Source organism: Achromobacter sp. NFACC18-2 (genome assembly GCF_900108985.1).
Classification (GTDB): domain Bacteria; phylum Pseudomonadota; class Gammaproteobacteria; order Burkholderiales; family Burkholderiaceae_B; genus Achromobacter.
Window position 1 is genome coordinate 1 of record NZ_FNYM01000023.1, and the last position, 24,421, is coordinate 24,421.

The following is a 24,421-nucleotide window of genomic DNA, read 5'->3' on the forward strand; positions in this document are numbered from 1 at the left end:
GCCGTGATGCTGGACGCCGCCAGCAAGCACCAGGGCGCGCAGCAGGTCCGCCGCGACCTCACCACCTACGCCGCCTGCCTCGCCTCCAACGAATGGCCGGGACACGGCACCGGCATCCATCAAGTCTCCCTGCCCGCTTGGGCGCTCACCGACGAATAACAGGACCGATCATGTCCCAAACCACCTCCCTCGCGGATCTCAAGAAGACCTCCAAGATGGTCGCCGCCCAGGCCGGCATCGGCCAAGTCAAGGCGTTCATGGAATCGCAGAAAGCCACCCTGGCCGCCGTGCTGCCGCGCCACGTGAGCGCCGACCGCATGCTGAAGATCGCGCTGGGCGCCATGCGCACCACGCCGAAGCTGATGAATTGCACAGTGGAATCGCTGATGGGCGCCGTTGTGCAAGTTTCGCAGTTGGGCCTGGAACCGAACACGCCGCTGGGCCATGCCTACCTGATCCCCTTCGATAACCGCCAGAAGCAAATCACGGAAGTGCAGATCGTGCTGGGCTACAAGGGCCTCATTGACCTTGCGCGCCGTTCCGGCCAGATCGTGAGCATCGCCGCGCATGAAGTCTGCGCCAACGACCATTTCGAATACGCCTACGGCCTGGATGAACGCCTGGAGCATCGTCCGGCAATGGAAGACCGCGGCGAGATCATCGCCTTCTACGCGGTCGCCAAGCTGGTTGGCGGCGGCCACGCCTTCGAGGTCATGAGCAATCAGCAGGTGCTGGACATCCGCGATGCTTCGCAGGGCTGGAAGCAGGCCAAGCGCTACGGCAAGACCGAGAACAGCCCCTGGGGCGCGCACTACGCCGAAATGGGCCGCAAGACCGTCCTGCGCCGCCTGTTCAAGTACCTGCCCGTCAGCATCGAACTTGCCAATGCCGCCGCGCTGGACGAACTGAACGCCCGCGGCGAATCGCAGGCGCTGGACAACGTGCTGGATGGCGACTACATCACGCCCGCGCCGAACGATGACGACGATGCACCGGCCGTCGCCGCGCCCACCTTCGACCCCGCGCCCATCCTGCAGATGATCGCCGCTGCGGCCGACCTGGACGCGCTGGCGCTGGCCGGCGAAGCGTTCCGCGACGCGCCCGACGAGCATTACGACGCGCTGAAGAAAGCCTACGACAACCGCCGCGCCGAGCTGGATCCGGCCGCCTGATCTCCCCTGGGCGGCGCCACCACAACGGAGGCATCCCCGGCGCCGCCCGCCCTATTTCCCTACCTGGAGCAACCCGAGCATGCAAACGTCCTTCCAGCTTGACCGCCAATCCGTGACTTTCACCGCCATGCGAATCCGTCCTGAACTGCAGGACGAGAACCCCTTGCCGGACATCGACCTGTTCTTCAGCGCCCGCATGGGCAACGACTCCCTGGCGCTGCTGGCGCCCGACATGCGCTCGCTGCTCTACAAGAAGGGCGACCAGCAGACCACGGACGGCTCCGAACCTGGCTTGACCGTGCTGCGCTTTCCCGAGCTGGGCCGTCAGCGCATCAAGAAGGAAATCATCGGCGCCGAGGTCACCGTGCATTACGGCGTCGGCGAGTCGAACGGCAAGACCACGGACATCGTGATAGCCGAGGCCATCGTTGATCGCTTCTTCGTGGATCCGATGGAAGGCGGCACGATCATCCTGGGCTGGCGCGTGCGCGGCAAGCCTACCGGCGAAGAAAACGGGCGCCTGACCCTGATTCTGGGCCGCGAAACCACGCTGACGGTGGTGCCGCCCGAGGAAAAGCAGGGCTCGCTGGGCCTGGACCAATAACCCCTTTCCCCAACGCAGCACCCTTAGGAGCAGTCCATGAACAACATCACCTCCCCGCGCACCGATGACGGCGGCATCGAGCAGGAAATTCAGGCCAAGGGCAAGACCGCGCCGCGTGTCACGCCGGCCGACATCGAGGCCAACATCAAGGAGTGCCACTACTTCACCGCGCTGGACGGCGTGGACGGGCATTTTCGTGGCGGCCCCGAAGCCCAAGCCTGCGACGCTACCGCGCTCGGCCTGCTGACCTTCTGCGTGCTGGTGCTGCGCAACGGCTTCACCGTCACCGGCGAAAGCGCGTGCGCCAGCCCGGAGAACTTCGACGCCGACATCGGCCGCAAGATCGCACGCCAGAACGCGGTGCAGAAGATCTGGCCGCTGATGGGCTACGAGCTGCGCTCGCGTCTCGCCGCCCAGGCATAACCCCTTTCGGCCGGCCCGGCGGCGGGACTCCCTCCCCCACCTCCCCAAACCGCTGCCGGTGACCGGCCACCCTATACCGAGAACGACATGCCCCACGCCCGCAAGCCCCGCAACAAGGCGTACCGGCTGCGCCCGGCTCGCCTGCCCATGCTCATCAAGACCCAGCAGACCCTGGCGCCCCTGGAAGCCATCATCGACCAGATGGAGCGCGACGGCACGGTGACGGTCGATCCGCGCGGCGTGCCGGTCTTCCACTGCGTCGCGGACGGCGAGTGGTACGCCAGCGCGCCGGCGATTGCGGGCATGGCGGACTTCTTCGACATGTGGGCGACGCGCCACGACAGCCCGTTCAAGGCCACGGCGCTGCGCCAGCTCGCCAAACGGCTGGACGTTGGCATGCCCATCGACGGCCCGCTGATGGCCGCGCTGCACGCCGAGATACCCGCGCTGCGCCGCATTGGCGCCGGGCTGACGCAGGCCGACGCGTCCGACCTGCTGCGCCAGACGCAGATCCTGGCAGAAATGGAGGCCCGCCCGTGACCGCCGACCCGACCGAAAGCCCCGCCGACCGCGCCTTCCAGCGCCGGATCCTGTGCATCGGCGCCCTCATCACCCTGGCCGCCGCTGCCGCAGCGGCCTACTTCCTCTATCCCATCATCACCGGAGCCTGAGCATGCTGAGCCCGCAGTTTGTCCTCGGACTGAACAACAAGATCGTGGTCGACATCTTCGCCGGCGGCGGTGGCTGGTCCACTGCCTATGAGCAGGCCACTGGCCAGCACGTGCACATCGCCATCAACCACAATGCCGACGCCTTGAGCATGCACGAGGTGAACCACCCGCAGGCCAGGCACTACATCGCCGATGTTTGGGAGGTCTGCCCGCGCCAGGCGACCGACGGCATGCCGGTGGGCTGGCTGCACCTGTCGCCGGACTGCACCGACCACAGCCAAGCCAAAGGAGGGCAGCCGCGCCGCAAGAACATCCGCGCGCTGGCATGGGTGACCGTGCGCTGGGCCGGCACGGTCACGCCCGACATCATCAGCCTGGAGAACGTGGTCCAGATCCTGAAGTGGGGCCGGCTCATCGCAAAACGCGACCCGGCGACCCGCCGCGTTGTGAAGCTGGATGGCACGGTTGCCGGTCCGGGCGAGCGCGTACCCGTTGAACAGCAATACCTGGTCCCCGATCCCAAGCAACAGGGCAAGCACTGGCACCGCCTGGTGGCGATCCTTCGCGGCATGGGCTACATCGTCGAATGGCGTGAGCTGAATGCTGCCGACTACGGCGCCGGCACGACGCGCACGCGCCTTTTCATGATGGCGCGCCGGGACGGCCTGCCGATCGTCTGGCCGCAGGCCACGCACCACAAGAAGCCTTCCAAGGGTCAGCGCGGCTGGCGCCCGGCCGCTGACGGCATCGACTGGAGCATCGAGGGTAAGACGATCTTCGGGCGCAAGAAGCCGCTGGCGGACGCCACAATGCGCCGCATCGCGCGCGGCATGAAGCGGTACGTTCTGGATAGCGCAGATCCCTTCATCGTGCCGATCGCCAACTGGAGCCGCGACGGATCGCATTCCGCGCGGCAGCCGATCAGCACCATCACGGCAAAGCCGCGTGGCGGCGCGCATGCCGTCGTGGCGCCCGCGCTGGTGCCGGCGACTCATCACGGTGCGGACCGTGCTTACGATCTGAGCGAGCCGGCCAAGACGATTACCGCCGCCCACCGCGGCGAGTTCATGCTATCTACCCCGGTTCTGATCCAAGCAGGCTACGGCGAGCGCGAAGGTCAGGCACCCCGCTCGCTGGACCTGCAGCAGCCGCTGGGCACGGTCACGGCCGGCGGCATCAAGCACGCCCTCGCGTCTGGCTACCTTGTCCAGGCCGGGCACGGCGAAGGGAAGCCCGGCGCGCGTCGGTGGTCCTACGGTTGCAAGAACCCGGCTGACCCCGTTGGCACCTTGACCGCCAGCAATGGCGGTTTCTCAGCCGCGACGGCGTTCATGGTCCAGGCGAACGGCGGATACAACGCCACACCGGCCCATGACGTGCGCCGGGCCGCATCGACCATCACGAACAGCGGCAGTCAGCAGCAGCTCATCACTGCGCACCTGACGACGCTGCGCCGGCATAGCACCGGCACCGATGCCAGCGAGCCCGTGGCAGGCATCGCGGCGCGCGGACAGCACCATGGTCTCGTTGCCGCGCACCTGACCGCGATGAGCCAGAACGTCATCGGATCGGACATGCGCGAGCCCGCGCAGACCGTCCTGGCGGGCGCTGCGCGCTTCGGCCTGGTGCAGTACGACCTGGCCCCCGAAGACGAGGCCGGCGCGCTCCAGGTCGCGGCGTTCCTGATGCGCTACTACGGCGAGGGCGGCCAATGGGGCGATCTGCGCGAGCCGGCCAGCACGCTGACAACCCGCGACCGCCTGGCGCTCGTCACCGTCCACATCCAGGGCACGCCTTACGTCATCGTGGACATCCGCCTGCGGATGCTCACGCCGGCCGAACTGTACGACCTGCAGGGATTCCCACCCGAATACATCATCACGCACGGTCACGACGGTCGCCTGTTCACGAAATCCCAGCAGGTCCACATGGTCGGCAACAGCGTCAGCCCGCCGCCTGCGGTTGCGCTTATCCAGGCCAATGCCCCGCACGAACTTCTTTTGAGGAAGGCAGCATGACCGATCACACCCCCGCCGCCGAGGCGGCAGATCAAGAAATCGAAGCCATCATGGAACAGGCGCAGGTATTCGCATCGGCCTGGGCGTTCCTTGGCGGCCCATTCGACAACGGCAGCGGGCTAGAAACGGCCGAACGCGAAAAAGCGAACCTGCGCGCCCTGCTGTCCAAGCTGCGCGCCCCTGTAGCCGATGAGCCGGTGGCCGGACAAGATCGGCTTTTGCGCGCGGCAGCGACCCGAGAAGCAAAGGACGGGATCGGTGCGCTGGACGCCCTGTATGACTTGGCGGTCAAACACGGCGCGAGCAAGACCGCAGCATCAGGGTTTGCTCATGTCGCAAGCGGGGCATTCGCCATGCTTGAGGGGCAAGTCCACGATGAAATACGCCGGCGTTCACTTGTTGCACGGGCAAGCGCCCCTGCAGCCGGGGAGGCGCAGCCGGTAGGGTATATCCATCCAGACACGCTGGCGCAGCTTGCCTTCCCGATGACGCCCTATCGCGAAGTTCCCCTGTACCGTGTGCATCGCCCGCACGTTGAATTCGACGCCAAGCGCCCTGCGGGATTGGTGCCTATTTACACCGCTCCCCCTGCCGCGCCCCAGGCCAGCGAGGCGGTGCGCGATGCCCTGATGGCTTTCGATGAGGCCATGAGCCTCTGCGACGACTTCCCCGAACTGCAACACCATCGGGATGCGCTGTTATTTGCCGTGCAGAAGGCTCGTGCCGCCCTGTCCGCGCAACCGGGCGCGCAGAAGAACGGAGGCAGCGATGCATGAAGCCACGATCCTGGACCCGTGCTGCGGCGGTCGCATGATGTGGTTCGACCGCCAGGACCAGCGCGCCCTATTCGGCGATATCCGCAGCGAGGAACACACGCTGTGCGACGGTCGGGTCTTCAGCATCACGCCCGACCTGAACATGGACTTCCGCGCCATGCCGTTCCCGGACGAGTCGTTCCGGCTTGTGGCATTCGACCCGCCGCACCTTCGGCATGCAGGCCGGGATTCCTGGCTGCGCGCCAAGTACGGCATCCTCGGGGACGATTGGCAGGAGGATCTGCGGCGGGGCTTCGCGGAGTGCTTCCGCGTCCTGAAGCCTGAAGGCGTCCTGATTTTCAAGTGGAACGCCATCCAGATCCGCACACCGCAGATTCTGGCGCTGACGCCGCACAAGCCTCTGTTCGGCCACCCCAGCGGAAAGCGCGCAGACACGCACTGGATGACGTTCATGAAGCCCCACCCCGACCACAAGGACGGAGGCGCAAATGGCGACGTCTAAGCAGGATTGGATCGCACGGTGCCGTGAGAGGTTCATTTCTCACGGGGGGCTGACTGAACCGCACGCTGACGACCTCGCAAGCTGGTGCTGGGAAAACCGCTTGAATGGTCAAGGCCCCGAAGCCGCTGCCGATGAAGACATGAAGCATTGGGATATTTGATGACTGACCAAACCGTCGTCCGCCTGCAAGCAGAGAACCGCGCGCTGGCCGCCCAGCTCCGCGAGTGCGCCGAAACCCTCGGGGCCGACCAGATCGACGAGCAGCGCGCCATGCGGGCCTATGCCGATGCGATGGCGCTGCTGGCGGAATTGCCTCATATATCGCGCACGCCGAGCGGCGTTGCATCATTAAAGGAGCAGTAATGGCACACGCAGCCCAACACCAAGCACCCGCCGCGGCGCCGAAGCTGCTGTATCGACTGCGGGAGGCCGAGGAAGCCCTTGGCCTGTCCCGCACCATGATCTACCGGCTGGTCAAGCGCGGCGACTTGGAAAAGGTCGTGATCGGCGACGCCACCAGGATCACTGTCGCCAGCGTCCAGGCGCTGATCGAAAGGAGCAAACAGAAGAAGGCAGCATGAGCAGGTATCATCTGGCCTTGTCCCCGGCGACCGCCAACCACGCCCCGGATGAGTAGCCAGATGAGTAGCTAGGCCGGGTTTTTGGAAGGCACCACCGCCAAGAACCGCATGAATAAACGGTCTGCAAAAATTATGAAATTAGCCACCTGGAACGTCAACTCCCTGAACGTGCGCCTGCAACAGGTCCTTGACTGGCTCGCCGCCAACCCCGTCGACGTGCTGTGCATCCAGGAACTCAAGCTCACCGACGACAAGTTCCCCGAAGCGGCGTTCAAGGAAGCCGGCTACCACGCGGTCTGGGCCGGCCAGAAGACCTACAACGGCGTCGCGATCATTTCGCGCGTGCCCGGCACGACCATGGTGCGCAACATCCCCGGCTATGAAGACGCCCAGCAGCGCGTGCTGGCCCTGACCTTCCCCAGCCCCGAGGGCGACGTGCGCGTCGTGTGCGCGTACTGCCCCAATGGCCAGTCGGTGGGGTCGGACAAGTACACCTACAAGCTGGAATGGTTCGAGGCCATGCGCAACTGGCTGGCCGAAGAGATCAAGCAGTTCCCGCGCCTTGCCGTGCTGGGCGACTACAACGTCGCGCCGGCCGACGAGGACGTGCACAACCCCGAGAAGTGGGAAGGCCAGGTCCTGGTGTCCGAGCCGGAGCGCCAGGCGCTGCGCTCCCTGCTGGACCTGGGCCTGACCGACTCGTTCCGCCTGTTCGAGCAGCCGGAGAAGTCGTTCAGCTGGTGGGATTACCGCCAATTCGCCTTCCGCCGCAACGCCGGCCTGCGCATCGACCACGTGCTGCTGTCCGCCCCGCTGGTCAAGCGCTGCGTCGCCTGCGTCATCGACAAGGAACCCCGCCGCAACGAGCAGCCGTCCGACCACGCGCCGGTCATTGCGACGCTCGAGTTCGCCTGACGCGGCGATGCGCTGGAACGTGTTGCGCAGGCCTACTGAATTCCTGTATATTTCTGGTCTTGCTTGATTTGGGGCGGTAGCTCAGCTGGGAGAGCGTCGCGTTCGCAATGCGAAGGTCGGGAGTTCGATCCTCCTCCGCTCCACCAAATTCCAGACGGAAAAGCCTTGGACCTTGTGGTCCAGGGCTTTTTTGTTTTATGCGGCCCATCGGGGCCGCGTACTTCTCAGACCTTTAGACCCTGTCCTGATCCAGCCTGCGCACTGCCGCGCTCAGCGTCGAGAAATCGAATTCCTTGCGCCCGCGCAGCACCAGACGGATCAATACCGTCACCACCACCGGCACAAATGCCGCCAGCAGGAACGATTCCAAGAGGAATACCGGCTTGTCCCCCGGCGCGGGAAAGAAGAACAGCCCGGCGATCAGGCCCGCGATCGTGGCGGCCGTGGCGGTGAAGCCGTCGTGCTTGCGGCTGAACAGGCCGTAGAAGACGGGAAAGGCGGCGGCCGAGCACAGCAGGTCGGCCAGCAGGAACAGATACAGCACGCTGTAGCCCTGCGAGGCCACGATCATGACGGGAATCGCCATCAGCAGCACCAGCCAGCGCGCCAGGCGCTGCATGGTGCCGGCCTGGGCGTTGGGCATCAGGCGGCGCAGGTCGACCGCGATGATGCTGGACACGGCGCTGATGGCGGTGTCGGCGGTGCTCATGACCAAGGCCAGGCCGAGTGGGATCAACGCGATGACGAACCAGGCCGGGGCGTGCGGCATGATGACGCTGAACAGCGCGATCGAGCTGTCGCCCGCGGGCGACAGGCCGACGAAGGCCAGGCCGAACAGGCCCATCAGGAAAATGAACGGCGCAGCCAGCGCCCCGCCCAGCAGGAAACCATTGCGCATGGAGCGCGCATCGCGCGCGGCGTAGATGCGCTGCCAGTTGCCCTGGTGGAAGATGCCGGTCAGCAGGATGGCGACGAAGAACGTCAACCCCGCCTTCACGCCGACCGGATCGGTCAGGTCCAGCAATTGCGGCGCCTTGGCCTGCAGCGCCTCGATGGTGGGCACGGCCCCCCCCGCCACTTGCCAGCCGAAAAAGCACAGGATCACCAGCAAGGGCATGATGATGAGCATCTGCACCTGGTCGGTGAAGATGGACGAACGCAGGCCGCCATAGCTGGTGTAAAGCAAGGTCGTCCCCATCACGATCGCGGCGGTGCCCCACAGCGGCACGGGGGCCAGCATGGCGACCAGCTTGGCGATGGCCGTGATCTCGGCCGACAGCGCGATGAACAGGTAGAACAGCATGATGAAGAGCGCCAGCCCGTACATGGGGCGGCCGTAGCGCGCCATCAGGAATTCGGTCAGCGTGTGTCCGTGGGGAATCAGTTCGCGCATGCGCCGTCCCAGCGGGATCATGACCAGGCGCGGCGACATCGATCCCAGCGCGTAGCCGATAATGGCCGCCAGCCCGCCCCACGTGGCCGCCTGGGCGGGCGAAAAGAGAATCCAGGCGCCCAATGTGGAGGCCATCAGGGTCAGGATCGTGCCGAAAGACCCCTGGCTGTTGCGCGCCACGATGTAGTCCTCCAGCGTCCCGCGCTTGCGGCGCGTATAGAGCACGCTGGCGATGGCAAAGCCGCCGGAAAACAGCAGCAGCCACATCAGGGCGGTGGTTTGGGTCAGCATGAAAGTCGGTCCTCCCGCGGACGGCCTGGAGCCGGACGCGCAACGCGGCGGCCCGCCGTGCGGAGGGCCGAATGATGAATGGAATCAGGGAGGGCGCGCGAGACTTGCGGAGTCCTTCCCTTCGCCGGCATTACCCGGATCAGGTTCAAAGGGTTACCGCGTTGGCGCGGAATCTCAGCCCGTACAGGGCTCCCCCAGGAATTGCCGCAAGGTTAGGAGAGCGGCGCGACGATGTCAACGCGGCACGCCCTGGGCGCGCGGCCGCTGGCGCACGCCCGCGCAGCGGTTTTATGCTAAGTTCGCCCGCTTGCGGCGCCCGAGGGCGGGCAGGAAAACGCCCAGGCGCCACGCCCCCGCCATCGCTGCCGCCCCGACGACGCAACCGACGAGCCGATCGCCATGATGCACCTGAACCTGTTCATTTTCGGCTGCGGCCACCACCGCGCGGCCTGGCGCCACCCCGACTCGGCGGCCGAGCGCCTGGGCGACATCCGCTACTACGAGGAACTGGCCCGCACGGCCGAGCGCGGCAAGCTCGACGCCATTTTCTTTGCCGACGGGCAGTCGATGGACAACATCGGCGATGGACCGCGCTGGTATCTGGAACCGCTGACCACCATGGCGGCCATCGCACGCACCACCACGCACATTGGCCTGATCAGCACGGTCTCCAGCACCTTCTTCACGCCCTTTCACGCGGCGCGCATGGTCGCCTCGCTGGATCACATCTCGGGCGGCCGCATGGGCTGGAACGTGGTGACGTCGATGTTCGACGCCGAGGCGCGCAATCACGGCTACGAATCCATGCCGGACCACGACTGGCGCTACGCCCGCGCCGAGGAATTCGTCGACGTCGCGCTGCGGCTGTTCGATTCCTGGGAAGACGACGCGCTGGCCATTGATCGCGCGGGCTTCTATGGCGTGCCCGACCGCCTGCACAAGATCCATCACCATGGCGCGCATTTCCTGGTCGACGGCCCCCTGACCGTGCCGCGCCCGCCTCAGGGCCACCCGGTGCTGTTCCAGGCCGGCGCCTCGGACCAGGGCCGCGATCTGGCAGCGCGGCGCGCCGAAGCCATCTACGCGGTGGCCTACGACCTGGCCGCGGCGCAGTCTTATTACCGCGACATCAAGCAGCGCGTGCGCGCCGCGGGCCGCGATGCCTTCGTGCCCATCATGCCGGGACTGGTGACCTACGTGGGCTCGACCGAAGCCGAGGCCCGCGCCAAGCAGCGCGAACTGGACGAACTGCTGCCCAGCGACGCCTCGCTGCGCCAGTTGGGCATGTTCGTGCTGCAGGACTGCACCGGCTGGGAACTGGATGCGCCGGTGCCGCCCCTGCCCCCCTTGGCCGAATTCACCGGCCCCAAGGGCCGCTACGCCACCATCCTGCGCATCATCGAAACCGAACAGCCCACCGTGCGCCAGTTGCTGGGCCGGCTGGCGGCCGGCGGAGGCCACTGCACGATGGTGGGCACGCCCGAGCAGATTGTGGACCGGATGGAGCAATGGTTCAGGAACGAAGGCGCCGACGGCTTCAACCTGATGCCGCCGTCATTGCCGGGCGGGATCGACGACTTCGTGGAGCAGGTGGTGCCCGTGCTGCAACGGCGCGGGCTGTTCCGCACCGAATATGAACATCGCACGCTGCGCGGCCACTTGGGGCTGGAAAGACCCCAACGCTGAGCCGTAGCCCAGCCTTCATTGTTGCCATTCCGGCAATAGATCGACCCACAAGGCCCCATATTTATATCGCCGCGCGGTCGCTAGAATCGTCCGGGCGGCGACGCGGGGTTCGGCTCAGGCGTTGCGTCCGCTACCCCACAGTCGTATCCCTGGTTTTTTGAATGCAATCGTTCCTGGAATTTCTTGCGCACGGCCTGTTTCATTTCAGCATCTGGCAGATCGTCCTCTTCACGCTCGCGGCCACGCACATCACGATTGCGGGCACCACCCTCTACCTGCATCGCAGCCAGACCCATCGCGGCGTGGATTTCCATCCCGCTGTCGCCCACTTCTTCCGCTTCTGGCTCTGGCTGACCAGCGGCATGAAGACCCGCGAATGGGTCGCGGTCCACCGCAAGCACCACGCCAAATGCGAACGCGAAGGCGATCCGCATTCGCCCGCGGTGTATGGCGTGATGCGCGTGTTCCTGCGCGGCGCCGACCTGTACCGCGTCGAGGCATCGATGGCGTCCACGCTGGAACGCTACGGCCGCGGCACGCCGGACGACTGGCTGGAGCGCAATGTCTACACCCCCCACAGCACCTGGGGCATCCTCATCATGCTCGTCATCGACCTGCTGGCATTCGGCGCCCTGGGCCTGACGGTGTGGGCCGTTCAGATGGCGTGGATCCCCTTTTGGGCGGCGGGCGTGGTCAATGGGCTGGGGCACTTCGTCGGCTACCGCAATTTTTCCAGTCCGGACGCCAGCACCAACCTGTCGCCCCTGGGCCTGGTAATTGGCGGCGAAGAGCTGCACAACAACCATCATGCGCATGCGACCTCGGCCAAGTTCTCCAGCAAGTGGTATGAGTTCGACCTGGGCTGGATGTATATCCGCATCCTCCAGGCCCTGGGCCTGGCCAAGGTGCGCCGCGTGGCGCCCAAGCGCGTGCTGCGCGACCGCACGCAGGCCGGCCTTGCGGCGGACCTGCGCACGCTGGAGGCGGTGCAGACCCACCGTTACGACGTGATGCGCCGCTTTGGCGCGCTGCTCAAGCAGACTGCCTTGCGCGAACTGCGCGAGCGCAGGAAGGTGGACGCGCGCGCCACGCTCAAATGGCGCCGGTCGGTGCTGCGCAAGTTTCTGTTGCGCCAGGAAGCGCTGCTGAGCGAGCCCCAGCGCAGCCAGCTGGACTCCGCGCTCAGCGGGATGGAGCAGTTGCAGCGGCTGGTGGACATGCGGCAGGCGCTGGCCCGACTGTGGGAAAGCTCGTCCGCAAGCAGCGACCAGTTGCTGCAGCAACTGCGCGCGTGGCTGGCACAGGCCAGCGGCAGCGGCATCACTGGCCTGTCCCGATTTGCGCGGGACCTGTCGCGCTACGCCTGAGCGCCGCCGCGGGCGGGCCGGCGCGGCACAGGCAGCCCGTCAGCCGGCCTGGGTGGCCGGCTTGGGCGCCTTGCCGTCAGGCTGCGTCTGGTCAGCGGTTGCCGGCCTGCGGGCCCGCGTGGCGAACCAGTCGTAGAGCACAACGCCGGGACGGCGCACCAGCGCCATGACGAAACCCATGGCCGCCAAGGCGCCGACGACCCAGAATACCCAGGCCGTCATCGCGGCCTCCGGCATGGGCAGGCGCGCGCGCAGGCCGTGCGACGGCTGCCGGCAACGGCGGTCACGGAAGCAATGCAAAAGGCGTAACTGGAGGGATGCGACAAGTCAGGATGCAACATCGGCCCGGGGCTGGTCCCCGCGTCCGACTGAACGAGGTAAGCAGTCATGATTCGGTCTTGCAAGACCGCTGCAACGCGTAGCCAGGCAGCCACGCCATTGCGAAATGAGTTTCAACACCGCAATGTACTCCACATTACCTTGTTACAGCAGCCAGCCAAGCCCGTTTCGGACCTTTTCGGACAAAAGGGAGGGCTGTTCACACGTTCGGATATTTGCCGATGATTTCGAGCACGCCGTTAATGACGAACTGCACTCCCATGCACACCAGCAGGAAGCCCATGACGCGCGAAATGGCTTCGACGCCGCTCTTGCCGATCACCGCCACGATTCGGCCCGCCCAATGCAGGCAGACCCAGAACAGCACGCCCAGCAGCGAAAACACGATGATCGGCGTCACGGCCACGACCCACCTGGCGTAATCGGGCGCGATGGCGGTATCCACCGACGCCGCGCCGCTGATGATCATGGCGATGGTGCCTGGCCCCGCCGTGCCCGGCAGCGCCAGGGGCACGAACGCGATGTTGGGGCTCTGGCGCTCGAGCGCGTCGGCCGCCGCCTCGGCTTCCAGCGCACGCGGCTGGTCCGAGGGGAACAGCATGCTGAAGCCGATGGTCACCACGATGAGGCCGCCCGCGATGCGCAGGCCCGGAATGGAGATGCCGAAGGTATTCATCAGCAGCGCGCCGGCGTAGTACGTCACCAGCATGATGCCGACCACGTAGAACGCCGCCTGGGTGACCTGGCGTTGCCGCTCCTTGAAGGGAATCTGCTGGCCCAGCGACAACAGGAGCGTCATGGAGGTCAGCGGATTGGCCAGCGGCAGCATCAGCGCAAGGCCCAGGCTGACCAGCTTGGCCAGTTGGATCAGTTCATCGGTCATGGAGGCTCGCTAGAGTGGGCGCGGCACGCGCCCGCACAATCGGACCCCGGCCGGCGGGGTGCGCCACGCGCCTCTACCTTACCAGCCTTTGCGCATCATTCCCCCGGCGGATGCCAGCGGCGCGCCGCCAGCGCCAGCAAGGCCTCGTCGGCGCCTGCCGCCGCAACCAGCTGCAGGCCGACGGGCAGGCCGTTCACCCAGCCCGCCGGCAGGCTGATGGCCGGCAGCCCCAGCACATTCCACGGATTGGTCAGGCCCAGCAGGGTCTCGCGCACGCCTGCGCTGCCCGGACCGGCCACGCTGCGCTGCTGCAGCGCGGGCGCGGTGATGGCAACGGCGGGCATGGCCAGGACGTCGAATTCCTGGAACAGGCGCGCGAACTCGGCCTGCAGCCGGGTTCGTTCCTTCAGGGCGCGTACGTATTCCCAGCCCAGCACCCCGCGCGACGCGCGCAGGCGCTCCAGCACTTCCGGGTCGAATTTCTCCGGCTGGCTGTCGACGCGTTCGGCGTGCACTTCGTAGGCTTCGGCGCGCTGGATGGCGCCCAGCGCGGTTTGCAGCGCGCGCGCATGGCGGGTGACCTGCGGGGCCTCGTTCAGCGGGCCGCCGGCCAGGCGCTGCGCCGCCGCGCGCACGCAGGCCGTGACCGCCGCATCGTCCATCGCGAATGGCGCGTTGGGCACCCAGGCCACGCGCGGCGCGTCATCGCCGCCAGCCGTTGGGGCCATGGCGCCCGCGCTCAGCGCCAGCATGAACATTTGCGCGTCCTGCACGCAATTGCCCAGCACGCCGGGATCTTCCAGCGTGGGCGACAGCGGGAACACGCCCTCGGACGCAATGCGGCCATGCGTGGGCTTGAAGCCGACCAGGCCGCACAGCGCGGATGGCACGCGCACCGAGCCGCCGGTGTCGGTGCCCAGCGCCACCGGCACCATGCCCGCGGCCACGGCGGCGGCGCTGCCCGCGCTGGAGCCGCCGGTGATCTGGCTGGTCCGCCAGGGATTGCGCGAGGCGCCCTGCGCGCTGCGATCGCCAGTGGGACCGTAGGCGAATTCGTGGGTCAGCGTCTTGCCCACGACGATGGCGCCGGCCTCGCGCAGCAGCGCCACGCAACGCGCGTCCGCCCCCGGACGGTGGCCCAGGAAGTGGGCCGCCCCCATCGTGGTGGGCATGTCCGCCGTATCGACGTTGTCCTTGATCGCGACCGGAATGCCGTGCAGGGGCCCGCGGACCCTGCCCTGCGCCCGTTCGGCGTCGCGTTCGCGCGCCGCGGCCAGCGCGGCGTCGATGTCCACGTGGACGAAGGCGTTCAGCTGCGGATTGAGCCGTTCGATCGCCGCGCCGGCGTGGCGCACCAGATCCTGCGCGGTGAGCCCGCCGTCGGCCATAGCCTGCTGCAGGTCGGCGACGGTGCGGCCACGGAAGAAGCCGGGCTCGACGGCCAGCGGAGGGACGGAAACACTGCGGTCGGTCATTTGGCGGCTCCAGGTTGCAGCGTCGGGCGGGCGGGCATGCGGGGCCCGACGCCGGGACGCACCTGAAGCATAGCGAACATGCCGACCGCGGTGGCGACCGATGCCGCAATGAACATCACCGAATAACCGTGGCGGGCGGTCAGGTAGCCGGTCAGCGTGGGCGCCAGGATGGACGCGATATTGGCGAAAAAGTGCATCAGGCCGCTGAAGGTGCCGACGCGGTTGGAGGGCGCGGTGTCGATCACCACGGCCCAGTAGACCGAGTTCGGCAAGGCGTTCAGCGCATTGGCCAGCGTCATGAGGGCGATCACGGCGAACACCGACTGCGCCTGCGACACCAGCAGGAAGCACAGCGTGGTGGCCAGCAGGCACCCCGCGGCGAACCAGCTGCGCGCGACTTTCAGGCTGCCCGTGCGTTTGAACAGCAGGTCCGAAATGCGGCCGCCCAGCAGCACCGTGAAGCAGGCGCCCACCCACGGGATCATGCCCATGTACCAGAGCGAGGACAGGCTGTAGCCGAAGTTGTCCTGCAGGTACTTGGGCGTCCAGGTCAGCAACAGGAAATTCACGTACATGAACGAGAAATAGCCCAGCGTGTTCAGCACCAGCGTCTTGCTGCGGAAAAAGCTCCACCAGGGCAACGCCGGCGCGCCGGGCGCCTCGGCTGCGGCGGCGGCCGACTGCACGCGCGACGCCTGGATCTCTGCCAGTTCCTGCGGGGAAACGCGGGGATTGGTTTCGGGGCGGTCGGTGAAGATGCGCATGAAGAACACCAGCACGACCAGCCCTGCCCCGCCCAGCACGAAGAACATGGCGCGCCAGCTGTCGGTCAGCGTCAGCAGGCCCACGGCCACCGGCGCGGTCAGCAAGGCGCCCAGCGGCGTGCTCAGCAGGCCAAAGCCCACCACGAAGCCGCGTTCGCGCGTCGTGGCCCAGTTGGCGATGGTCTTGTTGATGATCGAATACGCCGGTCCCTCGGCGGCGCCGAACAGGATGCGGATGGTGGCAAAGCCCGCCAGCGCGGACCCGCCCAGGAAGGCCAGGCCGAAGTCCCCCGCCCAGGCGGTGGCGATTTCGAAGAGCGACCATGCGATGCCGGCCACGATCCAGACCTTGCGCGGGCCGTAGCGGTCGGACAGCATGCCGCCGAACAGCGCGCCGACCATGTAGCCGTAACCGAAGTAACCCAGCACCGAGCCCCACTCGCCCCGGTCCAGGCCGTATTCCCCGGTGATGTGCGCGGCGGCATAGGACATGGCGCCGCGGTCGATGTAGTTGATCAGCGCCAGCAGCACGACCATGGTGAAGATCCGGTACCTGAACCGGGAGTTCTGGCTTTCAGTTGTCATAGCGTTTCGATCCAATCGGTTTACCCAAACGTTTGGGTCGGGCAATGCTACGGGGTAAAAAACCAAAAATCGATTCGGTGTAAACCCTAGGTTGCCGCCATGCGCGCCCCTGCGCTATTTCCGCGTGTATCCTCCAGCCCCATGAACAAAACGCGCCCCGTCACCCTGCAAAGCCTGGCGCGGCAGCTCGGTTTGAACGTTTCGACCGTGTCGCGGGTCCTGAACGGATCCGAAGACGACGCGCGCGGCGCCGCCGCGCCGGACACCGTGAAACGCATCCGGGCGCTTGCCGCCGAGTTGCACTATCAGACCAATCCCCATGCGGCCAGCCTGAAAACGCGGCGTAGCCGCACCATCGGCGTGCTGGTGCCCCGACTGTCCGACATGGTGCTGGCCACCATCTACGAAGGCATCGACGAAGCCGCGGCCGAACACGGCTACCTGACCTTCGTGTCGAACACCCAGGACGTGCCCGACAAGCAGCGCAAGCTCATCGACATGGCCGTCGCGCGCCGCGTCGATGGCCTGATCCTGGGCGACGCGCACAGCGGTCCGGACGACGCGCCGCCCAATCCGCTGCTGGCCGACCTGGCGGCCCGCGACGTGCCGTTCGTGCTGGTCAGCCGCCACGCCGGCAGCCATTGCGCCGTCACCTGCGACGACATCGAGGGCGGACGCCTGGCTGCCGAACACCTGCTGGCCATGGGCCACCGGCGCATCGCCGTCATGATGGGCGAACCCTTCGCCAGCACGGGCCGGGACCGGTCCAATGGCTTCCTGGACTACTGCTCGCGCCACGGCGTGGAGGTTCCGGCGCACTGGCGCATCGCCAGCCCCTTCGACACCGATGCGGGCCGGGCGCTGGGCGCCCGGCTGCTGGACACGGCCGACCGTCCCACCGCCATCTTCGCCGTCAACGACTTCCTGGCCGTCGGCGTGATGGGCGCCGCGCGCGACCACGGCCTGGAGGCGGGCCGCGACGTCGCCATCGTGGGCTACAACGACACGCCGCTGGCGGGCGCCCTGCCCATCGGCCTGACCACCATTCATTCGCCGATGCACCAGATGGGCCGGCTGGGGCTGGAGCTGCTGCTGCAGAAGCTGGCCGGCGGCCAGCCGCCAAGCCAGCGGCTGGCGCCTTCGCTGGTGGTGCGCGACAGCAGCAACCGCAGGATTGCGGGCTGACGCGCGCCGCGGCTCCCCGGCCCATTGCATCAGCGGGGCTGATCATCAACATCCATTAAACTGATGCAAAACGCGCGGCGGGCCGTGCTGCCTAGCATACGAACGTCCGCCGTCCGCGGCTGTGCCGCGGCGCATCGCCATTGCCTTAGCCCTTGCCACCCCGGAGTTTCCCTTTGAGCGACCTCTATCACTTCAGCCGCGGCGCCGCGCCGCTGCTGATCTCCATTCCCCATCTCGGCAGCCAGATTCCCGACGCGCAGCGTCCGCAGATGACGCCGCTGGCCCTGCAGTCCGGCGACACCGACTGGCACCTGGACACGCTGTACCGCTTCGCCGAGGCGCTGGGCGCGTCCGTGTTGGGCGCGCGCTACTCGCGCTATGTGGTGGACCTGAACCGCCCGCCCAACGATGAAAGCCTGTACCCCGGCCAGACCAAGACCGGCCTGTGCCCCACCCAGACGTTTCGCGGCGAGGCGCTGTACCAGGACGAGGCCGTGCTGACGGACGCGGAACGCGCGCACCGCCTGGACGCCTACTGGAAGCCCTACCACGCCAAGCTGCGCGAAGAACTGGACCGCATCAAGGCCGAGCACGGCACCGTGCTGCTGTGGGAAGCGCATTCCATCGCCAGCGTGCTGCCGCGCCTGTTCGAGGGCAAGCTGCCCGACCTGAACATCGGCACGTCCGACGGCGCCGCCTGCGCGCCGGACATCCTGGCCGCCGTGCAGGCCCGGCTGGACGATTGCAAGGACTACACCTGGGCCGTCAACGGCCGCTTCAAGGGCGGCTACATCACGCGCCATTACGGCGCGCCGGCCGACAACGTGCATGCCATCCAGCTCGAGATGTGCCAGTCCACCTACATGGACGAGACCCACCCGTACGGCTATCGCCCCGACCTGGCCGACAAGGTCATTCCGGTGGTCGAAGGCATGGTGACGGCCGCCTTGCGCCAGACCGTCGCGCGTCCGCGCTGACACCCCGCGCAGACACCGATTGCGCGCCGCGAGCAGGACGCCGCCATGAACCGCTTTTCATTCAGCACCACGGAAAACTATCCCGAGTGGAGCCTGCTGCTGACCTGGGTGGCGGTGGTCGAAGCCGCCTCGGTCTCGGGCGCGGCGCGTCTGCTGGGGTTTTCGCAGGCGGCGGTGTCGCAGCGGATCAAGCAGCTCGAGGCCGCCATGTCGACCGAGCTTCTGGACCGCAGCACCCGCCCGGCGCGGCCCACGCCCGCGGGCGAGCTGCTGTTCGAACACGCCGCGCGCCTGCTGGCGCAGGCCGGCGACATGACCGAGAGCGTGCGCAATCTCAGCCGGGCCAAGCGCAACATCGTGCGGTTCGGCTGCGTGGACTCGTTCGCGGGCACGCTGGGGCCGACGCTGATCCACGGGCTGTCCGGCGCGTCGCGCCAGATCCGCCTGTGGTCCGGCATCACCCCGGTGCTGGACAAGCAGCTGGAAGACCGTCAGCTCGACCTGGTGGTGACCACCAGCGCGTCGGCCGGCAAGCCCACGATCCGCAAGTACAGCCTGTTCAGCGAACCCTATGTGCTGATCGTGCCGCGGTCGATGAACATGGACCGGCTCGACACGCTCAAGGAACTGGGCAAGCGCGCCCAGTTCATCCGCTACAGCGCCCGCTCGTTCATCGGCGCCGAAATCGACCGGCTGGTCGAATCGCACGGCGTGATGATCGAGCGCACCTACGAATTCGACAACACCGATCCGTTGCTCAGTCTGGTCACGGCCGGCCTGGGATTCGGCATCAGCACCCCGCTGTGCATCTGGCAGTCGCGCCACTTCCTGGATCAGTTGCGCGTGCTGCCGCTGGCGCCCTACCTGGGCGCCACGCGCGCGGACGATCCCAGCCTGTCGCGCACGCTGTACCTGGCCGCGCGCCAGCAGGAAGTGGGCAAGCTGCCCGCCGAGGCGCGGGACGTGATCCTGATGGCGATGGAACGCCTGATCCACAAGGAGCTCGCCCCGGCCCTCGGCCTGCCGCCGGCCACGCTCTGGCGCAGCCTGCGGCGCTAGGCGCGCGGTTCAGGGCAGCGAGGACGTCAAGGCCGGCACGGCCTCGAACAGGTCGCCGACCAGGCCGTAGTCCGCCACGCCGAAGATCGGCGCGTCGCCGTCCTTGTTGATCGCGACGATGACCTTGGAATCCTTCATGCCCGCCAGATGCTGGATGGCCCCCGAGATCCCGACCGCGACGTACAGGTCGGGCGCAACGATCTTGCCCGTCTGCCCGACCTGCCAGTCGTTCGGCGCGTAGCCCGCGTCGACGGCGGCGCGCGAGGCGCCCAGGGCCGCGCCCAGCTTCTCGGCCAGCGGATCCAGCAGCTTGAAGTTGTCGGCGCTGCCCAGGCCCCGGCCGCCCGACACCACGGCGCGGGCGCTGCCCAGGTCGGGGCGTTCGGACACCGCGATCTCGCGGCTGACGAAACGCGACAGCCCGGCCCCGGCCACGGCCTCGATGGCTTCCACCGCCGCGTTGCCGCCCTCGGCGGCGGCCGGGTCGAAGGCCGTGGGCCGTATGGTGGCCACGATCACCGGGTAGCCGCTCTTTACCGTGGCGATGGCGTTACCGGCGTAGATGGGACGCTTGAACGTGTCGGGCGCCAGCACCTCGATCACGTCCGAGACCTGCGCCACGTCCAGCAAGGCGGCAACGCGCGGCGCCACGCCCTTGCCCTGCGCCGTGGCGGCGAGGAACACGTGCGAGTAGCCCGCGGCCACGGCGGCCGCCTGCGCGGCCAGGTTCTCCGCAAGGCCGTCCGCAAGCTGCGGCGCCTGCGCCAGCAATACCTTGTCGACGCCGGCGACCCGCGCGGCGGCCTCGGCCGCCGCGCCGGCCTCTGCGCCCGCGACCAGCACATGCACCGGCATGGCCAGCGTCGCGGCCGCGGCGATGGCGTTGAGCGTGGCGCCGTTGAGCGCCCGATTGTCGTGTTCGGCAATAACTAGGACCGTCATCAGATCACCTTGGCTTCGTTCTTCAGTTTGTCGACCAGCGCGGCCACGTCGGCGACCTTGACGCCGGGCGCGCGCGCCGCGGGTTCCTCGACGCGCAGCGTTTGCAGGCGGGACACGGGGTCCACGCCCAGGGCCTGCGGCGTTTCGACGTCCACCGGCTTTTTCTTGGCCTTCATGATGTTGGGCAGGGTGACGTAGCGCGGTTCGTTCAGGCGCAGGTCTGCCGTGACGATGGCCGGCAGCGTCAGTTCCACCACTTCCAGGCCGCCGTCGACCTCGCGCGTCACGCGCGCCGTGCCGGCGCCGATCTCGATGGCGCTGGCATTGGTGGCCTGCGGCCAGCCCAGCAGGGCCGCCAGCATCTGGCCGGTCTGGCAGGCGTCGTCGTCGATGGCCTGCTTGCCCAGGATCACCAGCGCGGGCGCTTCCTTCTGCACAACGGCGCGCAGCAGCTTGGCCACTTCCAGCGGTTGCAGCGCCACGTCGGTCTGCACCAGCACGCCCCGGTCGGCGCCGATGGCCAGCGCGGTGCGCAAGGTCTCCTGCGATTGCGCCGTGCCGCAAGACACGGCCACCACCTCGGCCGCAATGCCCTGCTCTTTCAGACGCACAGCCGCCTCGACGGCGATTTCATCGAACGGGTTCATCGACATCTTGACGTTGCCGATGTCCACGCCGCTCTGGTCGGCCTTGACGCGCACGTTGACGTTGTAGTCAACCACGCGCTTGACCGCGGCAAGTACCTTCATGGGATCACTCCTGCGTAAATGAGATCAATGAGGAATCAATGAGGAATCAATGAGGAATCAATGAGAAATCAAGGCCCGCCCTCCGCCTGGCGGACGGGCGTCTCCGGGTCAGCCAGCGCCGTGCGCGTGGACCGCGATGTCCAGGCCCACGGCGAACGGGGCGTCCGGGGCGGGGGCACAGGCCGGGCCGGGCGGCGCCATGGGATCGGCTTCCGAAGCCGGCGCCCACGCCGAGTCCCACGCCGCCCCCCACGCCGCGCCGATGTCCGCGTCCCACGCATAGTCCCCGCCGTCCAGCACCCAAGGCGCGCCCCCGGGCGCCCCCGGGAACCGGCCGGCGTCCACCGCCACGACGATCCGCGTCACCCGCCGCCCGCCCGCGCCCGCCAGCGAACCCGCCCTGCACGCCGGGCCCGCCGCGCATTCCACCCGCGCCTCGGCCGAGCCGCGCAGCACGAACAGGTTCAGCACCCTCACCGGCCCGCGGACCAGGCGCGACTGCAGCACCTCGTCCCCGGCAAACACGGTGGGCGACCGGGGCCGCAGCGCCACGGCAACACCCTCGCCTTGCAGCGCCACGCCCTCGCCCGACAGCACGACCGACACGCGGTCGTAGCCGGGAAAGCGCGAATACGGTCCGTCCTGCCCGATGTCGGCGATGCTGACGCGCCAGCGCCCGGCCGGGTCGGCGGCCAGCGTGCGCGTGACGCCCCCGCCGTTCTTCCAGGGCTCAGGCGGCAGCGCCAGCCAGCTCGCGCGCACCGGGGCGCGCGGATCAGGAGACCGCGCCAAGGCCGTACTTCCCGGTCAGCAGCGCGCCGCGCTGGAAGCGGCCCAGCTCGTAGGGCGTGAGCGAGACGTCCGTCGCCAGTCCCAGCGCCTCTTGCGCCAGCACGCGGCCCACGGTGGGCGACAGCTTGAAGCCGTGCCCGGAGAAACCGAAGCCCACGATCAGCCCCTGGACGCCGGGCACGCGGCCCAGCACCGGGTTCCAGTCCGGCGTCACGTCGTACACGCCGGTCCAGGACGAGGCCAGCCCCGCGGTCTCATAGGCCGGGAACCGGTCCGCCACCTGCGCACCCACTTCGGCCACGTAGTCCAGCGGAATATCGCCCTGCTCGGCATCGCTGTTCTGCAGCGCTTCGCCCACGACGCCTTCGCTCACCAGCATCTGGTTGCCGCCATAGCTGCGGCAATACAGCATGCCGGGCGAGGCCAGGTCCTTGAAGACCGGCATCGAATACGTGTAGGGCGCCGCGTCGCATTCCAGCGCCAGCACGGCGTGGCGCTCCGGCACCACCGGCATGGAAACGCCGGTCCAGCCGGCGAGCTCCGGCGTCCAGATGTTCTGGGTGCTGATGACCAGCGGGGCGGCGTAGTCGCCCTCGGACGTGGACACGCCCGTCACGCGGCCGTTGTCGATGAGCAGGCGCTGGACGTTGACGTTCTCCCGGATGGTGACGCCGCGGCGGCGGGCGCCGCGCGCAAAGCTGGTGGCCACCAGATACGCGTCGGCAAAGCCCGCCTCGGGCTCATAGCCGATCAGCGCGGCATGGTCGAAGGAGGCAATGGGCAGCAGCTCGCGGGCCTGCGCGGCGTCCAGCAGTTCCAGCGCGATGCCTTGCGCCTGCTGCTGCGCCAACGCGCCGCGCAGGGGCTCCAGCTTGTCGTCATCGGCCGCGGTAATGAGGTAACCGCACTTGACCAGGCCGCAGGAGGCCTCTTCGTCGCCGAGATAGCTGGCGAAGTTGTTGAACACGCTCCACGACCGCTGCGCCAGCTCCACGTTCTCGCGCACTGAATAGTGCGTGCGCAGGATGCCGGACGACTGCGACGTGGTGCCCGCGCCGATGGTCGCGCGGTCCAGCACCAGCACGTTCTTCGCGCCGAGCTCGGCCAGGTGAAAGGCCACCGAACTGCCGATCACGCCGGCACCAATCACGATCACGTCATAACTTTTCACGACAAGGCTCCAAGGACAAGTGCCGCGAGTGTGGACCCGGCATTTCGGAGCCGCCGCAATATAAGCGCCGCGAATACTTAATAAAAGCGCGCCGTGCAGCGCGGCGCCCCCGCGCTGCGCTCAGGCCGCCGCGCCAACGGCGCCGCGCATCGCCTCGGCGTCCTTGCCGGGCGGCAGGCCGAACATCCGGCGGTACTCGCGGGTGAACTGCTGGACGCTCTCATAGCCCACCGCAAACGCCGCGCTGCTGGCCGAGGCGCCTTCCACGGTCATGCGCCGGCGCGCCTCGATGAGGCGCAACTGCTTCTGGAACTGCAGCGGCGACAGCGACGTGGCCGCGCGGAAGTGCTGGTGGAACGACGAGGGGCTCATCCCGGCCACGGCCGCCAACCGCTCGACCGGCAGCGGCTGCGCGAACTCGGCCCGCAGCAGCGCGACGGCGCGCGCGATGCGCTGGGTCCCGCTGCCGGGCCAGCCCAGCTGGCGGATCGCCTGCCCGTGCCGGCCCACCAGCAGCCAATAGTGCATTTCGCGCACAAGCTGGGCCTGCAGCACGGGCAGCGCCGCCGGCCGCTCGAGCAGGCGCATCAGGCGCAGCGCGGCGTCGGCCACCTCGATGTCGGTCTGTTCCATCCGCACCGGCGCGCCGGGGTCCTCGGGCCCCAGCTTCATCTCCAGGGCCAGCTCGGACATCACCGCCAGATCCAGTTCCAGGACCAGCGAAAAATAGGGCTGCACGACGCTGGCGCGCGTGATCTGGCTGACGGTGGGCACATCGGCCGTGATCAGCAGCGAATCGCCCGCCGTGAAATCGAAGGACTGGGCCCCCAGCGCCACGCGCTTGGCGCCCTGCAGCACCAGGCACGCGAGCGGCCGCGATATCGCATGGTCCAGGCCGCTGGGCTGCAGCGCCCGGATGACGGCCAGGCCCGCGATGGGCGTCAGCGCCACGCCGTCCGGACCGGCATGCGCCTGGAGATAGCGGCTGACGGCGGCGAGCAAGGTGTCGTTCATGGGCAGAAATGGCAAGGATTTTCCACGAGGCCATCGTAATGGGTTCTGGTCCGTCCGCACGCACATTTGGAGGATCAGGCCAACAAC

Annotated in this window: 26 protein-coding genes, 1 tRNA gene and 1 riboswitch; of the genes, 17 read left to right on the plus strand and 10 right to left on the minus strand. The window is 67.8% G+C overall.

Annotation, left to right across the window (positions count from 1 at the left end):
• Window positions 1–170: 170 nt before the first annotated feature.
• The 12 genes from recT to BMW75_RS26475 all read left to right on the plus strand — a co-directional run bounded on the left by recT (window position 171) and on the right by BMW75_RS26475 (window position 7,808).
• The gene (recT, locus tag BMW75_RS26425; protein ID WP_092582509.1) at window positions 171–1,172 is read left to right on the plus strand and encodes a recombination protein RecT; all 1,002 of its coding nucleotides are present in this window, start codon (window positions 171–173) and stop codon (window positions 1,170–1,172) included.
• Window positions 1,173–1,251: 79 nt separating this feature from the next.
• The gene (locus BMW75_RS26430; protein WP_092582510.1) at window positions 1,252–1,776 is read left to right on the plus strand and encodes a hypothetical protein; all 525 of its coding nucleotides are present in this window, start codon (window positions 1,252–1,254) and stop codon (window positions 1,774–1,776) included.
• Window positions 1,777–1,812: 36 nt separating this feature from the next.
• The gene (locus BMW75_RS26435; RefSeq protein WP_092582511.1) at window positions 1,813–2,199 is read left to right on the plus strand and encodes a Gp49 family protein; all 387 of its coding nucleotides are present in this window, start codon (window positions 1,813–1,815) and stop codon (window positions 2,197–2,199) included.
• An 87-nt stretch (window positions 2,200–2,286) separates the two neighbouring features.
• Window positions 2,287–2,739: a hypothetical protein gene (locus BMW75_RS26440; protein WP_092582512.1), complete on the plus strand. Its 453-nt coding sequence runs from the start codon at window positions 2,287–2,289 to the stop codon at window positions 2,737–2,739.
• Window positions 2,736–2,870, plus strand: coding sequence for a hypothetical protein (locus tag BMW75_RS29900; RefSeq protein ID WP_256381728.1), 135 nt, complete (start codon window positions 2,736–2,738; stop codon window positions 2,868–2,870). The genes BMW75_RS26440 and BMW75_RS29900 overlap by 4 nt, the downstream gene beginning before the upstream one ends.
• Window positions 2,871–2,872: 2 nt before the next feature.
• Entirely contained in the window at window positions 2,873–4,888 is a 2,016-nt protein-coding gene (locus BMW75_RS26445; protein WP_092582513.1) for a DNA cytosine methyltransferase, read from the plus strand.
• A complete protein-coding gene (locus BMW75_RS26450) occupies window positions 4,885–5,664 on the plus strand; it encodes a hypothetical protein (protein ID WP_092582514.1) in 780 nt (259 codons plus the stop codon). Before BMW75_RS26445 ends, BMW75_RS26450 begins: the two co-directional genes overlap by 4 nt.
• Window positions 5,657–6,166 carry a class I SAM-dependent methyltransferase gene (locus tag BMW75_RS26455; RefSeq protein ID WP_175493273.1) on the plus strand — a complete coding sequence of 170 codons (510 nt, stop codon included), beginning with the start codon at window positions 5,657–5,659 and terminating at the stop codon, window positions 6,164–6,166. The genes BMW75_RS26450 and BMW75_RS26455 overlap by 8 nt, the downstream gene beginning before the upstream one ends.
• A 159-nt stretch (window positions 6,167–6,325) precedes the next feature.
• The gene (locus BMW75_RS26460; RefSeq protein WP_092582515.1) at window positions 6,326–6,529 is read left to right on the plus strand and encodes a hypothetical protein; all 204 of its coding nucleotides are present in this window, start codon (window positions 6,326–6,328) and stop codon (window positions 6,527–6,529) included.
• Window positions 6,529–6,747, plus strand: coding sequence for a helix-turn-helix transcriptional regulator (locus BMW75_RS26465; RefSeq protein ID WP_092582516.1), 219 nt, complete (start codon window positions 6,529–6,531; stop codon window positions 6,745–6,747). Before BMW75_RS26460 ends, BMW75_RS26465 begins: the two co-directional genes overlap by 1 nt.
• A gap of 132 nt (window positions 6,748–6,879) precedes the next feature.
• Complete coding sequence (gene xth / locus BMW75_RS26470; protein WP_092582517.1) at window positions 6,880–7,662, plus strand: exodeoxyribonuclease III; 783 nt, start codon at window positions 6,880–6,882, stop codon at window positions 7,660–7,662.
• Between the two features lie 70 nt (window positions 7,663–7,732).
• A tRNA-Ala gene (locus BMW75_RS26475) sits at window positions 7,733–7,808 on the plus strand.
• Window positions 7,809–7,894: 86 nt separating this feature from the next.
• Here BMW75_RS26475 and BMW75_RS26480 read toward each other — a convergent pair.
• Window positions 7,895–9,346, minus strand: a complete 1,452-nt coding sequence (locus tag BMW75_RS26480) for a sodium:solute symporter family protein (protein WP_092582518.1) — start codon at window positions 9,344–9,346, stop codon at window positions 7,895–7,897.
• Window positions 9,347–9,445: 99 nt separating this feature from the next.
• A riboswitch (TPP riboswitch) is annotated at window positions 9,446–9,552 on the minus strand.
• Window positions 9,553–9,745: 193 nt separating this feature from the next.
• Between BMW75_RS26480 and BMW75_RS26485 the strand changes: the two genes are divergently transcribed.
• Entirely contained in the window at window positions 9,746–11,032 is a 1,287-nt protein-coding gene (locus BMW75_RS26485) for an LLM class flavin-dependent oxidoreductase (protein WP_175493274.1), read from the plus strand.
• Between the two features lie 161 nt (window positions 11,033–11,193).
• On the plus strand, window positions 11,194–12,399 hold the full coding sequence (locus BMW75_RS26490) for a DesA family fatty acid desaturase (protein ID WP_092582520.1): 1,206 nt from the start codon (window positions 11,194–11,196) through the stop codon (window positions 12,397–12,399).
• A gap of 39 nt (window positions 12,400–12,438) precedes the next feature.
• Here the strand turns inward: BMW75_RS26490 and BMW75_RS26495 are convergent, their stop codons facing one another.
• The 4 genes from BMW75_RS26495 to BMW75_RS26510 form a co-directional block, all read right to left on the minus strand.
• A complete protein-coding gene (locus BMW75_RS26495; protein ID WP_139208602.1) occupies window positions 12,439–12,621 on the minus strand; it encodes a hypothetical protein in 183 nt (60 codons plus the stop codon).
• Between the two features lie 316 nt (window positions 12,622–12,937).
• Window positions 12,938–13,621, minus strand: coding sequence for a MarC family NAAT transporter (locus BMW75_RS26500; protein WP_092582522.1), 684 nt, complete (start codon window positions 13,619–13,621; stop codon window positions 12,938–12,940).
• Between the two features lie 95 nt (window positions 13,622–13,716).
• Complete coding sequence (locus tag BMW75_RS26505) at window positions 13,717–15,096, minus strand: amidase (RefSeq protein ID WP_092582523.1); 1,380 nt, start codon at window positions 15,094–15,096, stop codon at window positions 13,717–13,719.
• Window positions 15,093–16,445 carry an MFS transporter gene (locus BMW75_RS26510; RefSeq protein WP_092582524.1) on the minus strand — a complete coding sequence of 451 codons (1,353 nt, stop codon included), beginning with the start codon at window positions 16,443–16,445 and terminating at the stop codon, window positions 15,093–15,095. The genes BMW75_RS26505 and BMW75_RS26510 overlap by 4 nt, the downstream gene beginning before the upstream one ends.
• 141 nt (window positions 16,446–16,586) lie before the next feature.
• Here BMW75_RS26510 and BMW75_RS26515 point away from each other — a divergent pair, with 141 nt between their 5' ends.
• From BMW75_RS26515 to BMW75_RS26525, 3 genes are all read left to right on the plus strand, one after another.
• The gene (locus BMW75_RS26515) at window positions 16,587–17,630 is read left to right on the plus strand and encodes a LacI family DNA-binding transcriptional regulator (protein WP_092582525.1); all 1,044 of its coding nucleotides are present in this window, start codon (window positions 16,587–16,589) and stop codon (window positions 17,628–17,630) included.
• Between the two features lie 173 nt (window positions 17,631–17,803).
• Window positions 17,804–18,607 carry an N-formylglutamate deformylase gene (hutG, locus tag BMW75_RS26520; protein ID WP_092582526.1) on the plus strand — a complete coding sequence of 268 codons (804 nt, stop codon included), beginning with the start codon at window positions 17,804–17,806 and terminating at the stop codon, window positions 18,605–18,607.
• A 45-nt stretch (window positions 18,608–18,652) separates the two neighbouring features.
• Window positions 18,653–19,666, plus strand: coding sequence for a LysR family transcriptional regulator (locus tag BMW75_RS26525; RefSeq protein WP_092582527.1), 1,014 nt, complete (start codon window positions 18,653–18,655; stop codon window positions 19,664–19,666).
• Window positions 19,667–19,675: 9 nt separating this feature from the next.
• On the opposite strand, the gene BMW75_RS26530 is transcribed toward BMW75_RS26525, so the two are convergent.
• The 5 genes from BMW75_RS26530 to BMW75_RS26550 all read right to left on the minus strand — a co-directional run bounded on the left by BMW75_RS26530 (window position 19,676) and on the right by BMW75_RS26550 (window position 24,349).
• On the minus strand, window positions 19,676–20,608 hold the full coding sequence (locus BMW75_RS26530) for an electron transfer flavoprotein subunit alpha/FixB family protein (protein WP_092582528.1): 933 nt from the start codon (window positions 20,606–20,608) through the stop codon (window positions 19,676–19,678).
• Window positions 20,608–21,357, minus strand: a complete 750-nt coding sequence (locus BMW75_RS26535) for an electron transfer flavoprotein subunit beta/FixA family protein (protein ID WP_092582529.1) — start codon at window positions 21,355–21,357, stop codon at window positions 20,608–20,610. The genes BMW75_RS26530 and BMW75_RS26535 overlap by 1 nt, the downstream gene beginning before the upstream one ends.
• A 108-nt stretch (window positions 21,358–21,465) precedes the next feature.
• Window positions 21,466–22,149, minus strand: coding sequence for a HutD/Ves family protein (locus BMW75_RS26540; protein WP_092582530.1), 684 nt, complete (start codon window positions 22,147–22,149; stop codon window positions 21,466–21,468).
• Complete coding sequence (locus BMW75_RS26545; protein WP_092582531.1) at window positions 22,133–23,320, minus strand: NAD(P)/FAD-dependent oxidoreductase; 1,188 nt, start codon at window positions 23,318–23,320, stop codon at window positions 22,133–22,135. Before BMW75_RS26545 ends, BMW75_RS26540 begins: the two co-directional genes overlap by 17 nt.
• A gap of 120 nt (window positions 23,321–23,440) precedes the next feature.
• Window positions 23,441–24,349, minus strand: coding sequence for an AraC family transcriptional regulator (locus BMW75_RS26550; protein ID WP_371467727.1), 909 nt, complete (start codon window positions 24,347–24,349; stop codon window positions 23,441–23,443).
• Between the last annotated feature and the right edge of the window lie 72 nt (window positions 24,350–24,421).